Annotated in this window: 8 protein-coding genes; 1 reads left to right on the top strand and 7 read right to left on the bottom strand. The window is 63.7% G+C overall.

From position 1 onward, the window contains the following. A partial coding sequence (locus BFQ04_RS21105; RefSeq protein ID WP_139111953.1) for a non-ribosomal peptide synthetase occupies positions 1-7,026 on the top strand: 7,026 nt, incomplete at its 5' end. Between the two features lie 51 nt (positions 7,027-7,077). On the opposite strand, the gene dhaL is transcribed toward BFQ04_RS21105, so the two are convergent. From dhaL to BFQ04_RS21140, 7 genes are all read right to left on the bottom strand, one after another. Continuing rightward, positions 7,078-7,722, bottom strand: coding sequence for a dihydroxyacetone kinase subunit DhaL (gene dhaL, locus BFQ04_RS21110; protein WP_065952437.1), 645 nt, complete (start codon positions 7,720-7,722; stop codon positions 7,078-7,080). 3 nt (positions 7,723-7,725) lie between these two features. Further along, on the bottom strand, positions 7,726-8,727 hold the full coding sequence (locus tag BFQ04_RS21115) for a dihydroxyacetone kinase subunit DhaK (protein WP_065952438.1): 1,002 nt from the start codon (positions 8,725-8,727) through the stop codon (positions 7,726-7,728). A gap of 210 nt (positions 8,728-8,937) precedes the next feature. Further along, positions 8,938-10,053 carry an MDR/zinc-dependent alcohol dehydrogenase-like family protein gene (locus BFQ04_RS21120; protein ID WP_065952439.1) on the bottom strand — a complete coding sequence of 372 codons (1,116 nt, stop codon included), beginning with the start codon at positions 10,051-10,053 and terminating at the stop codon, positions 8,938-8,940. A gap of 27 nt (positions 10,054-10,080) precedes the next feature. Further along, complete coding sequence (locus BFQ04_RS21125) at positions 10,081-10,836, bottom strand: SDR family oxidoreductase (RefSeq protein ID WP_065952440.1); 756 nt, start codon at positions 10,834-10,836, stop codon at positions 10,081-10,083. Between the two features lie 144 nt (positions 10,837-10,980). Further along, positions 10,981-11,988 (bottom strand): substrate-binding domain-containing protein, encoded by a 1,008-nt coding sequence (locus tag BFQ04_RS21130; RefSeq protein WP_065952441.1) that lies wholly within the window; start codon positions 11,986-11,988, stop codon positions 10,981-10,983. Between the two features lie 34 nt (positions 11,989-12,022). Further along, entirely contained in the window at positions 12,023-13,000 is a 978-nt protein-coding gene (locus tag BFQ04_RS21135) for an ABC transporter permease (protein WP_065952442.1), read from the bottom strand. Further along, positions 12,997-14,484 carry a sugar ABC transporter ATP-binding protein gene (locus BFQ04_RS21140; RefSeq protein WP_065952443.1) on the bottom strand — a complete coding sequence of 496 codons (1,488 nt, stop codon included), beginning with the start codon at positions 14,482-14,484 and terminating at the stop codon, positions 12,997-12,999. The genes BFQ04_RS21135 and BFQ04_RS21140 overlap by 4 nt, the downstream gene beginning before the upstream one ends. Between the last annotated feature and the right edge of the window lie 153 nt (positions 14,485-14,637).

The raw sequence follows: 14,637 nt of genomic DNA on the forward strand, positions 1-14,637 counted from the left end.
CGTGGCGTCGGCCCGGAAGTGCGCGTGGCGATTGCCATGCCGCGCAGTGCCGAGATCATGGTGGCGTTCCTCGCGGTGCTGAAGGCCGGTGGCGTGTACGTGCCGCTGGACATCGAATACCCGCGTGATCGCCTGCTGTACATGATGCAGGACAGCCGCTCGCGGTTGCTGCTGACCCACTCGACGGTGCAACAGCGCCTGCCGATTCCGCAAGGCCTGCAAGCCCTGGCAGTGGATCAGCTACAGGACTGGTCCGATGACAACTACACGGCGCCGAACGTCGCCCTCGACGGCAACAACCTCGCCTACGTGATCTACACCTCCGGCTCCACCGGCATGCCCAAGGGCGTGGCGGTGTCCCACGGACCGCTGGTGGCGCACATCATCGCCACCGGCGAGCGCTATGAAACCCGCCCGGCCGATTGCGAACTGCACTTCATGTCCTTCGCCTTCGACGGTTCCCACGAAGGCTGGATGCACCCGTTGATCAATGGCGCCAGCGTGCTGATCCGTGACGACAGCCTGTGGCTGCCCGAATACACCTATGAACAGATGCACCGGCACAACGTGACCATGGCGGTGTTCCCACCGGTGTATCTGCAGCAACTGGCCGAACACGCCGAACGCGACGGCAACCCTCCGGCGGTGCGCGTGTATTGCTTTGGCGGTGATGCCGTGGCGCAGGCCAGCTATGACCTGGCCTGGCGTGCGCTGAAACCGACCTACCTGTTCAACGGCTACGGCCCGACGGAAACCGTGGTCACGCCGCTGCTGTGGAAGGCGCGCAAAGGCGACCCGTGCGGCGCCGTCTACGCGCCCATCGGCACCTTGCTCGGCAACCGCAGCGGCTACGTGCTGGACGCGCAACTCAACCTGCAACCCATCGGCGTGGCCGGCGAGTTGTACCTGGGTGGCGAGGGCGTGGCGCGGGGTTACCTGGAGCGTCCGGCGTTGACCGCCGAACGTTTTGTGCCGGACCCGTTCGGCAAACCCGGCAGCCGCGTGTATCGCAGCGGCGACCTGACCCGTGGGCGCCCGGATGGCGTGGTGGATTACCTGGGGCGCGTCGACCATCAAGTGAAAATCCGTGGCTTCCGTATCGAGCTGGGCGAAATCGAAGCGCGCCTGCGCGAACAGGACAGCGTCGGCGAAACCGTGGTGGTGGCCCAGGAAGGCCCGACCGGCAAGCAGTTGGTGGCCTACGTAGTGCCGCTTGACCCGGCCCTGCTCGACGATGGCGTCGCCCAGGCCAACGGCCGCGAAACCCTGCGCCGCGCCCTGAAAACCCGTTTGCCGGACTACATGGTGCCCACGCACCTGATGTTCCTCGAACGCATGCCGCTGACCCCCAACGGCAAGCTCGACCGCAAGGGCCTGCCGTTGCCGGATGTGAGCCTGATGCAGCAGGTGTATGTGGCGCCGCACAGCGAACTGGAGCGCAAGATCGCCGCGATCTGGTCCGACGTGCTGCGCCTGCCGCAAGTGGGCTTGCATGACAACTTCTTTGAGCTGGGCGGCGACTCGATCATGTCGATCCAGGTGGTCAGCCGCGCGCGTCAGGTCGGCGTGCGGTTTTCGCCCAAGGACTTGTTCCAGCACCAGACTGTGCAGAGCCTGGCGGCCGTCGCCCGGGAAGGCGAGGGCGCAGTGCTGCTGGATCAGTCGGCACTGAGCGGCGAGCTGCTGCTGTTGCCGGTGCAACAGGCGTTCTTTGCCGATGACATCCCCCAGCGCCACCACTGGAACCAATCGGTGGTGTTGCAACCGCACGAGCCCTTGCAGGTGCCGTTGCTGGTGGCCGCACTTGAAGCGCTGATCGTGCACCACGATGCCTTGCGCAGCACATTTGTGCAGGGGGCGGCGGGTTGGAGCGCGGCCTACCGTGGGCCGCACCTGCACCAGGCCGACCAGGTGCTGTGGCAGACCACCTTGAATACGGTCGAGGAACTTGAAGCCCTGGGCGAAGAAGCCCAGCGCAGCCTCGACCTGAATGCGGGGCCCTTGTTGCGCGCAGTGCTGGCGCAACTGGCCGACGGGTCGCAGCGTTTGTTGCTGGTCATCCATCACCTGGTGGTCGACGGCGTGTCCTGGCGCATCCTGCTCGAAGACCTGCAGAGCACCTACCAGCAACTGGCCCAGGGCGCCGCCGTGCAACTGCCGGCCAAGACCAGCGCCACCCGCGCCTGGGCTGAACGCCTGCAGACGTATGCACGCAGTGAGGCCCTGCAACACGAACTGGCCTGGTGGCAGGCGCAACTGCACGACAGTCCATCCGGCTTGCCCGGCGCTGACCCGCAGGCCAGCCTGAGCAACCACCTGGCGCTGAGTGTGAGTACGCATCTGGACCCGGTCTACACCCGTCGCTTGCTGCAGGACGCGCCGAGTGCCTATCGCACCCAGATCAACGACCTGTTGCTGACCGCCCTGGCCCGTGTGATCACGCGCTGGACCGGTGACGAGGCGATGTTGATCAGGCTCGAAGGCCACGGCCGCGAAGACCTGTTCGACGAGATCGACCTGACCCGCACCGTCGGTTGGTTCACCAGCCTTTACCCGTTGAAAGTGCTGCCGGCCGTCACCCTGGCCGGCTCCCTCAAACAGATCAAGGAACAACTGCGCGCCGTCCCCGACAAAGGCCTGGGCTTTGGCGCATTGCGTTACCTGGGCGATGCCGAGGCCCAACAGGCATTGGCCGCGTTGCCACGCCCGCGCATCACGTTCAACTACCTGGGGCAGTTCGACGCCAGCTTCGACAGCGCCGAGCAGCCAGGGCTGTTTGCGCCTTCCGGCGACGCCAGCGGTGCCGAACAAAGCCCGGACGCGCCCTTGGGTAACTGGCTGGAAATCAACGGCCAGGTGTATGGCGGCGAGCTGAAGCTCAATTGGAGTTTCAGCCAGGCGATGTTCGCGCAAGCGACTGTCCAGCAACTGGCCGATGAGTACGCCGAGGAACTCAGGGCGCTGATCGACCATTGCTGTGAACCCGCCAATCGGGGCGTGACGCCTTCCGACTTCCCCCTGGCGAACCTGACCCAGCAGCAGCTTGATGACCTGGCGCTGGACGCCGCCGAGGTCGAAGACCTGTATCCGCTGTCGCCCATGCAGCAGGGCATGCTGTTCCAGTCGCTGTATGGCGAAGGCTCGGGTGACTACATCAACCAGATGCGCATTGACGTGCACGGCCTGGATGTACCGCGCTTCCACCAGGCGTGGCAGGCGGCGGTCGAGCGTCACGAAATCCTGCGCAGCGGTTTTGTCTGGCAGGCCGAGCTGGAGCAGCCCTTGCAGGTGGTCTACAAGCAGGTGCGCCTGCCGTTTGTCGAGCTGGATTGGCAGGCCCGCAGTGATGCCATCCAACGCCTCGACAGCCTGGCCGAATCGACACGAGCCCAGGGCTTTGTGCTGGAACAGGCGCCGCTGTTGAGCCTGACGGTGGTGCGCACCGGTGCGTCGAGCCATCACGTGATCTACACCAATCACCATATCCTGATGGACGGCTGGAGTGGTTCGCAGTTGTTTGGCGAAGTCCTGCAACACTATGCAGGCGAACCGTTGCCGGCGCCGACCGGGCGTTATCGCGATTACATCGCGTGGCTGCACGCCCAGGACAAGGCACTCAGCCAGGCGTTCTGGAAAGACCAGCTGATCAACTTGCAGGAACCCACGCGCCTGGCGCGTGGCGCACAGGTCCAGGACGACACGGCCCTGGCGGTTAACGGTGAGCATCGCCTGAGTCTTGACGCGCCGCAGACCGAGCGCCTCAAAGCGTTCGCCCAGCGCAACAAAGTCACCCTCAACACCTTGGTGCAAAGCGCCTGGCTGTTGCTGCTGCAGCACCATACCGGGCACGCCACCGTGGCGTTCGGCGCCACGGTGGCAGGGCGTCCGGCGCAATTGCGCGGGATTGAACAGCAGGTCGGCCTGTTCATCAACACCTTGCCGGTGGTGGCGACCCCGGATGCACAGATGTCGGTCAATCAGTGGCTGCAGCAGGTCCAGCAGCAGAACCTGAGCTTGCGTGAGCAGGAACACACGCCGTTGTTCGAGATCCAGCGCTGGGCCGGGCTGGGCGGCGAAGCACTGTTCGACAGTATCCTGGTCTTCGAAAACTACCCGGTGTCCGAGGCCCTGGAGCAGGGCGCGCCGTCGGGGCTGCGCTTTGGCGCGGTGCAAAGCCTGGAGCAGACCCACTACCCATTGACGGTCCTGCTGGCGATAGGCGACAGCCTGGGCGTGGAGTTCAACTACGACCGCGAGGCCTTCAGCGCAGCGCACATCCAGCGCCTGGCCGAGCACTTCCAGCACTTACTCATGGCATTGGCAGACGATGCTGCCCAATGCCTCGGCGCATTGCCAAGCCTGGCCGCCGCCGAGCGCGCGACGCTGGTGCAGACATGGAACGCCACTGCCGTGGAATATCCGCTGGATCAAGCGGTGCATCAGTTGATCGAGGCGCAGGTGCAGCGCACGCCGCAGGCCCCGGCGCTGATGTTTGCCGGGCACACCTTGAGCTACGCCGAATTGAACGCCCGGGCCAACCGCCTGGCCCATCGCCTGATCGCTGCCGGCGTCGGCCCGGACGTACTGGTGGGGCTGGCGCTGGAGCGCTCGATCGAAATGGTCGTGGGCTTGTTGGCGGTGCTCAAGGCGGGCGGTGCCTATGTGCCGCTGGACCCGGAATACCCGCGTGAGCGACTGGCCTACATGCTGCAGGACAGCGCTGTGCAATTGTTGTTGACCCAGGCCCACCTGCAGGCGCAACTGCCGGTGCCAGCCGGTGTGCAATGCCTGGTGCTGCAAAGCGGCGACGCCTCGCCGGACGCCTTCAGCGCCCACAACCCGAACGTCGCCGTGCAGGGCGAAAACCTCGCCTATGTGATCTACACCTCCGGCTCCACCGGCCAGCCCAAGGGCGCCGGCAACCGCCATCGTGCGCTGACCAACCGGCTGTGCTGGATGCAGCAGGCGTATGGCCTCGAGGCTCGTGACAGCGTGCTGCAAAAAACGCCGTTCAGCTTTGACGTGTCGGTGTGGGAGTTCTTCTGGCCATTGATGACCGGCGCACGCTTGGTGGTGGCCGCACCGGGCGACCATCGTGACCCGGCGCGGCTGGTCAGCCTGATCAACGCGCAACGCATCACCACGCTGCATTTTGTGCCGTCCATGCTGCAAGCCTTCCTGCAAGACGCAGATGTGGCCTCGTGCCAGAGCCTGCAACGCATTGTCTGCAGCGGCGAAGCGCTGCCCGCCGACGCCCAGCAGCAGGTCTTCGCCAAGCTGCCCGGCGCCGGGTTGTACAACTTGTATGGCCCGACCGAAGCGGCTATCGACGTGACCCACTGGACCTGCGTCGAAGAAGGCCGCGACGCCGTGCCGATTGGCCGGCCGATCGCCAACCTTTCGTGCTATGTGCTGGACGCCAACCTGGAACCGGCGCCGGTCGGCGTGTTGGGTGAGTTGTATCTGGGCGGGATCGGGCTGGCGCGGGGTTATCACCGTCGCCCCGCGCTGACCGCCGAGCGCTTTGTCACCGATCCGTTCGGCAGCGGCGCGCGCTTGTATCGCACCGGCGACCTGGCACGTTATCGCGACGATGGCGTGATTGAATACGCCGGGCGCATCGACCACCAGGTCAAACTGCGCGGGCTGCGCATCGAGCTGGGTGAGATCGAAGCGCGCCTGCTGGAACACAGCAGCATCCGTGAAGCGGCAGTGCTCGCGGTCGACGGCACCCACCTGGTGGGCTACCTGGTGCTGCAACAGCCGCAGGACGATTGGAAAGCCGCGCTGGTTGCGCACCTGGCCGCACAGTTGCCGGACTATATGGTGCCGGCGCAGTGGGTGGTAGTGGAGCAGATGCCGCTGAGTCCGAACGGCAAGCTGGATCGCAAGGCATTGCCCAAGCCGCAGGCCCACGGCACCGGGCAGTACCAGGCACCCCGCAGCGAAATCGAGCAGCAGGTCGCGGCGATCTGGAGCGAGGTGCTCGACGTGGAACGCGTGGGGCTGCACGACAATTTCTTCGAACTGGGTGGCCATTCGTTGCGGGTACTGATGCTCAAGGAGCGCATCCGCAAGGTCAGCGGCGTGAACTTGTCGGTCAGCCAGCTGATGCTCAATCCGACCGTGGCGGGGCAGGTCCGCTGCTTGCAGGGCGATAACCGAGCGTCGTTGATCGTCAGGCTCAACCAGCAGACCGAAGGCACGCCGTTGTTCCTGTTCCACCCAAGCTTTGGCTCGGTGCATTGCTACACCGCGATTGCCCTGGCCCTGCGCGAGCAGCGCCCGGTATTGGGGGTGATGTGCCGAGCATTGGCCGAGGAGGGCGCGGCAGTGCCGCAGTGGCAAGTGATGGTCGAGGATTACACCGCACAATTGCTCATGGCCCAGCCCCAGGGGGCGTTCCGCCTGGCAGGTTGGTCGTTGGGCGGCAACCTGGCGATGGAAGTGGCGCACGGCCTGGAGCAGGCGGGGCGTGACGTGGAGTGTGTGGGATGGATCGACGCCGCGCCGCCGCAGTGGGTCACGCCCTACTGGGATGCGGTGGACGTGGGGGAAGATCGTGAGGTTTCGGCCAACGAGCGCCGCGCCGCGTTATTGGGCGTGATGTTCCCTGAGTTCGCCGAGGCGATACAGCGTGCCTGGGAGCAATGCCAGCGCGATGCCGAGGATGAAATGGGTCAATGGCAAGGGTTCGTGAGCTGGGCTGAGCAGGCATTGGGCGAAACCTTTACGGCCATCAAGGAGCAACTGCTGCACGGCAACGAAGCGCAGATTGCCTGGGACGTCGACCGCGCGTTGAGCGAACGGATGGTCGCGGCCGACTTCAAGCCGATCAAGGCGCCAGTCAGTTGCTGGTGGGCGTCCATGAGCCGGGCAGGGCGCTTCAAGGCACTGATCGAGCAGCAGATGGCGAGCGTGATCGGCCAGGGGCGCATCGAGCGTTCGGTGATGATCGAGACTGACCACGACGGCATTATCGACAGTGCCGTATTCATCAGCAGCCTGGAGGAGGCCATGCGCTGACAGGCAAGCCGACAGGCCTGCGGGAGAGGCGAGCCCCTCCCGCATTGCCGGTCAGCTCAGTCGGGCCTGGATGGAGTCCGCCAGTCGCGTGAGTATCAGGCAGCACGACACGGCCCCCGCATCCAGGACCCCCAGCGAACGCTCACCCAGACGACTGGCCCGGCCGATCTTCGCTACCAGGTCCCTGGTCGAGTCGCGCCCCTGCGAAGCAGCGCTTTTCATTGCTTGCAGTGCATGGCTGAACGAAGCTCCATCAGCATGCGCCCGCTCGAAGGCCTCCACCGCCGGAATCAGCGTGTCCATCAGACACTTGTCACCCACTCCTGCCTCAGTGATGTCCTGCAACGAGGTCAGGCCACCGCGCAGCAGGCGGGCGAAGGTGGCGGCGTCGATGTCTTCACTGGTGCGTACCTCATCGGCCATGCCGATAAACAGGCTGCCATACAACGGCCCCATCGAACCGCCAATGCCTTCCATCAGGCTCAGGGTCAATTCATCCAGGGCTTCGGCCAAGGTCAGTTGGCGACCTTCGAGCGCCCGCCCGCAGTGGGCGAAGCCTTTGGCCATGTTGATGCCGTGATCGCCGTCGCCAATCGCGCCGTCGATTTCGCTGAGGTATTCACGGTTGGCCACGATCACGCTGACCAGGTCGGCGACGAGGGCGCCGCCGTCGTGGGTGGAAAAATGCTCGCTCATGGTTCACTCCGCCTGGGTCATGCCGATGGAACGGCAGGGTTGGTCGATCAGTGTTGTCAACTCGGCATCCAGGCCGAGCAGGGTCAGGGTCACACCCATCATTTCCAGGGAGGTGAAGTAGTTGCCGACATAGCAACGGTGAATCTTCAAGCCCTTGGCTTCGAGCTGGCGTTGCACCTCGGCGTAGAACACGTACAGCTCCATCACCGGCGTGGCGCCGAGGCCTGAGACCAGCACCACCACGCTGTCATCCTGGCTGAAATCGCGATCTTCGAGGATGGGGGCGAGCATGCGTTCGGCCATGGCTTGAGCGGACTCGATGGGAATCACTTCGATGCCCGGTTCGCCATGGTGGCCGATACCCAGCTCCATCTGGCCGTCGGGGATCTGGAAGTTCGGCTTGCCCACGGCGGCGATGGTGCACGGCGTGAGGCCGATGCCAATCGAGCGGCAGTTGTCGACGGCTTTCTGCGCGACGCGAATCACCCCGTCCAGGTCGTAATGCCGGGCCGCCGCGGCGCCGCCGATCTTCCACATGAAGATTTCCCCGGCCACGCCGCGCCGCTTGGCGATGTCTGCCCGGGGGGCGGAGGCGACGTCGTCATTGGCGACCACGGTGCGGACACGCATGTCTTTGCTGGCGGCCATTTTCATCGCCAGCTTCACATTCATGTTGTCGCCCGCATAGTTGCCGTACAGGCAGGCCACGCCCGCGCCATGGTCGGCGGCGCGCAAGGCGTCGAAAAAACTCTTGGCGGTGGGCGAGGAAAAAATCTCGCCGACCGCCACCGCATCCACCAGCCCCGGGCCGACGTAACCGAGGAAGGCCGGTTCATGGCCTGAGCCGCCGCCGGTGACGATCCCGACCCGGCCCTGCGCCGAGGGCTTGGCCTTGACGATGACCCGTGGGTTGGTTTCGTACTGACGCAGCTCGGGGTGCGCGACCAGGATGCCGCGCAGCATGTCTTCGACCACTTGGTCCGGATCGTTGATGACTCGATTCATAACGCGGGTTCCTGTTTTTTTATTGGTTCACCACACATCTAATGTGGGAGGGGGCAAGCCCCAATGGCCACTCATTCAAGGCTTTTTGGTAGGAGCGAGCTTGCTCGCGAAAAACGTCAACGATAACGCGTGCTTCCTGAATGAACGCGGTGCCTGTGAGTTTTTCGCGAGCAAGCTCGCTCCTACAATCAGGGCAAGCCCCTCGCGAATTTAAGGTTGCAGTACCACTTTGAGCGATTTATCACCGCGCTCCATCACCGCAAACGCTTCCTTGAAGTCAGCCAGGGCAAATGTATGGGTCACCACATCGCGCATGTCGATCTTGCGGTTGCCGATAAAGTCGATGGCGCGCGGGTACATGTACGGCCCCAGGTGCGAGCCGAGAATGTCGAGTTCCTTGCGGTCGCCGATGATCGACCAGTCCACCGTGGCTTCATCATTGAACACACTGAACTCAACGAAACGCCCCAATTTGCGCAGCATCGCCAGGCCCTGGTTCACCGCCTTGTGGTGCCCGGTGGCTTCGATATAGATGTCGCAGCCGTAGCCATCGGTGATCTCGCGGATGTTCGCCAGCACGTCGACCTCGCCCGGGTTCCACACTTCGTCGGCGCCCATGCGCAAGGCCAGGGCGGCGCGCTCGGGCTTCATGTCCAGCACGATGAGCTTTTTCGGGTTGCGCAACCGCACCGCGCCGATGATGCCCAGGCCCAGGGTGCCGGCGCCGGCGACTACCACAATGTCGTCGTGGTCGACATCGGCGCGTTCTGCCGCGTGCAGCGAGCACGCCAGGGGTTCGATCAGGATCGCTTCATCCGGTGCGATGGATTCCGGCACTTTATGGATGATGCCTTCCTTGGTGAAGATCATGTACTGGGCCATGGCACCCTGCACATTGTTCTGGAAACCATAGAGGTCGTGCTTCTGGCACATCCAGTATTGTCCGTGGTTACAGAACCGGCAGCCCCAGCACGGCACGATCTGCTCGGAAATCACCCTGTCACCGACCGCCACGCCGCGTTTTTCCGCGCCGGGGCCCAGGGCAACTACGCGGCAGACGAACTCATGCCCGGGAATCATCGGCGGTTTCACGTAGCGCGGTTGCTCGGCATCGCCCCAGAACGACGGCGCGCCGCGATAGGTCTTGATGTCGCCCATGCAGATGCCGCACAGCTCGACCTTGGTGAGAATTTCATCCGGCCCCGGTGTGGGAACGTCGACGGTTTCCAGGCGATAGTCTTCCGGGCCATGGCACACCACGGCCTGCATGGTTTTCGGAATGACCGGGGCATGGTGTTCGGGGCTGCGTTCGGTAACGGTGGACATGACAAAACCTCACGACATCAAGATGAATTATTGAATGCTGTAGCCGCCGTCGATCACCATGTTCGCGCCGGTGATCATCTGTGCGGCATCGCTGAGCAGGTACAGCGCCAGTCCGGCGATTTCCTCGGGCTGGGCAAAGCGGCCTGCCGGGATTTGCCGTTTGGCCCGCTCACCCACCTCACCGGCCCAGGCTTTCTTGCCCAGCGCGGTTTCGACGATGGTGGGGGAGATGGCATTGACGTTGATCTGCGGTGCCCACTCCATGGCGAGCACCTTGGTCATGCCGACAATGGCCGCCTTGCTCGCGCAGTACGCAACGTGGAGGTCCAGGCCGATGACGGCGGCCTGGGAGGCGAGGTTGACGATACGCCCGCTGCCCTGGGCCAGCATGTGACGGGCGCAGGCCTGGGCGACGAAGAAGCTGGCCTTGAGGTTGATATCCAGGGTGGTGTCCCAGGCGCTTTCGCTGACCTCAATGGCCTTGTCCAGCAACACCACGCCGGCACTGTTGACCAGGTAATCCAGACGTTGAAAGTGTTCGAATACGTGGTCGATGGTAGGTTGTATGCGGTCGACCCGACCGAGGTCGACGGCAATGCCCAGGTGCCCGTCGCCGAGACGGGCGGCAACGTCAACCACTGCCGGATCGCGGTCGAGCAAGGCCACCCGGGCGCCGCGCTCCGCCAGCAGGGTGGCGCAGGCCAGGCCGATACCGGCGGCGCCACCAGTGATCACGGCGCAACGGCCGCTGAGGTCGAAGGCTTGGTTCCAGAAACCAGACATGAGTGACTCCTCTTTTCAAAGCGATGCAGATCCAGTGTGGGAGGGGGCTTGCCCCCGATGGCAGTGTGTCAGTCACCTGATCTATCACTGTTACACCGCTTTCGGGAGCAAGCCCCCTCCCACCGTTGACCCTATTTCAAGTGACTACTTGGCGCCGCTGACCTGCTTGTACAGCGCATCGGCATTCGCATGGGTCACCGGCACCCACGGCAGGATGTAGTTCTTGTCACTGCCATCCCCCCATTTCACGTCCTTGGCATAGCGCTCCCAGATCACCGACTGCGGCGTGTAGTCCTTGCCGGCCAATGCGCGCAACGCCACGTCCAACGCGCCCTGAGACTGGGCCTGGGCGTCCTGGAGGAAGGTGGTGACTTCATCTTTTTTCGCCGCCTGGATCGCATCCGGCATGCCGTCGATGGAGGTCACGGGCACGTCCTTGGACGTGAGGCCATGGGACTTCAGAGCCTGCACCGCGCCGAGGGCCATGTCGTCGTTCTGTGCGATCACGCCATTGATGCCCTTGGGATGAGCGTTCAGCCAATCCTCAGTCAGGGCCAGTGCCTGGGCGCGGTCCCAGTTGGCGGTTTTCTTCTCGATGATCTTGATGTCCGGGTGTTTGCCCAGCACTTCCAGTTCGCCTTTTTCACGGTCGATCTGCGCCGATTGGCCGATGGGGCCCTGGATGATCACCACATTGCCCTTGCCGTTGAGCTTGTCGACCATGGCCTGGGCCTGCAGGCGGCCACCCTCCACATCGTCGTTACCCACATACGGCACGTTGGCGTCGGCAACTTTCGTGTTGGAGGCGATGACCACCACGTCGTTGCTCATGGCCGCCTTGACCGTGCCGACGCCGGCCTTGGTATCGATGGGCACGAACAGGATGGCGTCGTAGCGCTGGGTCACCATGTTTTCGATCTGGTTGTTCTGGGTCAGTGCGTCGTAGTTGCCGTCGAACACGGTCAATTGCACGGTGCCGTCCTTGACCGCAGGATGCTCCTTGAGCTCGCGGACCCAGTTCTGCATGAACTGGCCCTTGAGGCCGTAGACGGCGGCGCCGATCTTGTAGGTCTTGCCATCGGCGGCCAGGGCGATACTGCTGGCCAGCAGGGTGAGGGTCGCCGCAGCGGCCAAAGTGATACCCAGTTTCATAAGTCGAACTCCAGTTATTGTTATTGGTCGTTCTTCAGCGTTTTTTCTTGCGCCACACGTCAATCAGCACTGCGAACACGATGATCAGGCCCTTGGCGACCTGCTGGTAATAGGAGGACACGCCGAGCAGGTTCAGGCCGTTGTTGATCACGCCGATCAACAGCGCGCCAAACAGCGTGCCGACGATGCTGCCGGTGCCGCCCGACAAACTGGTGCCGCCGATCACCACGGCGGCAATCGCGTCCAGCTCATAGGAAACCCCGGCCTGGGGCAGGGCGGAGGTGGTACGCGCCGACAGCACCACGCCGGCCAGTCCGGCGAGCAGGCCGGAGACCACGTACACCGAGAACATCACCTTGCGCACGCCGATACCGGAGGTGCGTGCGCTCTTTTCATTGCCACCCACCGCGTACACATAGCGGCCGTAGGTGGTGTAGCGCAGCACCATCCAGAAGATCAGCGCGACCACCGCGAAGATGATGATCGGCACGCCTATCGGGCCGATCTTGCCGATGCCCAGCGCCAGGTAGGCGTCGGGCAGGTCGGTGATGGGGCTGCCGTCATTGAGAATGAAGGTCATGCCGCGCGCGATGCTGAGCATGCCCAGGGTGGCCACGAACGGCGGGATCGACAGGTTGGCGACCATGAAGCCGTTGACCACGCCGAGCATCGCGCCGGCGAACATTCCCGCACTGACCGCCGCCAGCAGGCCATAGCCCTGGGTCGCGACCATCGCGCTGCACAACCCGGCAAACGCGAGGATCGAGCCCACCGAGAGGTCGATACCCTTGGTCAGGATCACATAGGTCATGCCCACGGCCAGGATGCCGTTGATGGAGGTCTGGCGCAGGATGTCCATCCAGTTGCGCCAGGTCATGAAGTATTCACTGGAAAACGCCATCGCCACGCACAGCAGGATAAACACCAGCGGCAGGCCGAAGCGGTCGAGGGACAGGCGCAGTCGGCTGCGCGGCGCGGCGGTAACGGGCGCAACGATCGTTTTGGCATTCATGAGGCAAGACTCAACAAGGCTTCCTGGGAAAGGGCGGTGTCGCTGCTGACAGTGACCAGGCGGCCGCCCTTGAAGACGGCGATGCGATCGCTCAGGTGCAGCAGTTCCGGGGCTTCCGATGACACCACAATGGCAGCGCCCCCGGCGCGCACGAACTGATCGAGCAGGTGGTAGATCTCTTGCTTGGCGCCTTCGTCGATGCCCCGCGTGGGTTCATCGCAGAGCAGGCACACCGGTTGCGTGGACAGGCATTTGGCGAGCACGACTTTCTGCTGGTTGCCGCCGCTCATGGACGCCACCGGCAGGTCCAGGGAAGTGGTCTTGATCTGCAGGCGCTTGACCATGTCCTCAGCCAATTGGGTTTCCTTGCGCGCGTTGATCAGTGACCAGTTCGACAAGCGCTTGTAGGCCGACAGCGCAATGTTGGAAACAATGCTGCCAGTGAGTACCAGGCCACTGTCCTTGCGGTCTTCGGTGACCAACGACATGCCGGCGTTGATGGTCGCTTTGGGCAGCCCGATGGGCAGGGGCTTGCCGTGCAGGGTGACGCTGCCCGAGTGCGGCGTGGTCAGCCCATAGATGCAGTTGAGGAACTCACTGCGCCCCGACCCCATCAGGCCGTAGATGCCGAGGATTTCGCCCTGGCGCAGTTGCAGGCTGATGTCGTGGAACTCGCCGCTGCGGCTCAGGTTGTCGACTTGCAGGCAGGTGGTGGCGGTGCATTCACGGCCGACCTTGTGGTCGATGCGCGTCAGCTCCTGGCCGACGATGCCGCGCACCAGGTGGTTGCGGTCGATATCGGCCATGCGCCCGCTTTCCACAAAGGCGCCATCGCGAAAGATGCTGTAGTCATCGGCGATCTGCGCCAGTTCGCTCAGGCGGTGCGACACGTACACGATGCCCGCGCCACGCGCGGTGAGGCGGCGAATGGCCTTGAACAGGGTGTCTGCCTCACGCTCGCCGATGGCCGAGGTGGGTTCGTCCATGATCATCACCTGGCAGTCATGGCTGAACGCCTTGGCGATCTCCACCAGTTGGATCTGCGCCACGCTCAAGCGGTGCATGGGGCTGGTGGGGTCGACGTCGAATTCCAGGCCTTCGAGCAGCTCGCGGGTACGCCGGTTGAGGGTTTTGCTATCGACGATGCATCCAGCGCGGCGCGGTTCGCGGCCCAGCCAGATATTTTCGGCGACGGTCATGTAGGGAATGGGTTCCAGCTCCTGGGTGATCATCGCGATCCCCGCCGCCAGGGCCTCGCTCGGGCGGTTGAACTGCACCGCTGCGCCGTTGAGCAGAATGCTGCCGGCATCGCGCGGGGTGATGCCCATCAGGATGCTCAGAAATGTCGATTTGCCTGCGCCATTGCCGCCACACAGGGCGTGTACGCTGCCGGCCCGCAAGGAGAGGCGCCCGTCACGCAGGGCAGGTACCCCGGCGTAAGCCTTGGCGACGTGTTCAGCCTGGAGCAGTAATGGCGTGGCCATCGGCGTGTCCTCGTGCTGTGAATTCTTATTAGGTCGCACAGTCATGTTTCGCTGTGATCATATGTGTATCAAATGAAATTCTGATCAGTCAATCCCTTTCACTTAAAAGTGATGATTCTCATCTTGAGTGCTTTTATTCGCGCTTTATGGGGC

Source organism: Pseudomonas sp. 37 R 15 (assembly GCF_900004865.1).
In the GTDB taxonomy this organism is placed as follows: Bacteria; Pseudomonadota; Gammaproteobacteria; order Pseudomonadales; family Pseudomonadaceae; genus Aquipseudomonas; species Aquipseudomonas fluorescens_AM.

What these genes read in the sequence shown, in the direction of transcription:
- BFQ04_RS21115 (WP_065952438.1), bottom strand. Translation starts at nt 8,727, where the DNA reads ATGAATCGAGTCATCAACGATCCGGACCAAGTGGTCGAAGACATGCTG.
- dhaL (WP_065952437.1), bottom strand. Translation starts at nt 7,722, where the DNA reads ATGAGCGAGCATTTTTCCACCCACGACGGCGGCGCCCTCGTCGCCGAC.
- BFQ04_RS21125 (WP_065952440.1), bottom strand. Translation starts at nt 10,836, where the DNA reads ATGTCTGGTTTCTGGAACCAAGCCTTCGACCTCAGCGGCCGTTGCGCC.
- BFQ04_RS21135 (WP_065952442.1), bottom strand. Translation starts at nt 13,000, where the DNA reads ATGAATGCCAAAACGATCGTTGCGCCCGTTACCGCCGCGCCGCGCAGC.
- BFQ04_RS21140 (WP_065952443.1), bottom strand. Translation starts at nt 14,484, where the DNA reads ATGGCCACGCCATTACTGCTCCAGGCTGAACACGTCGCCAAGGCTTAC.
- BFQ04_RS21120 (WP_065952439.1), bottom strand. Translation starts at nt 10,053, where the DNA reads ATGTCCACCGTTACCGAACGCAGCCCCGAACACCATGCCCCGGTCATT.
- BFQ04_RS21130 (WP_065952441.1), bottom strand. Translation starts at nt 11,988, where the DNA reads ATGAAACTGGGTATCACTTTGGCCGCTGCGGCGACCCTCACCCTGCTG.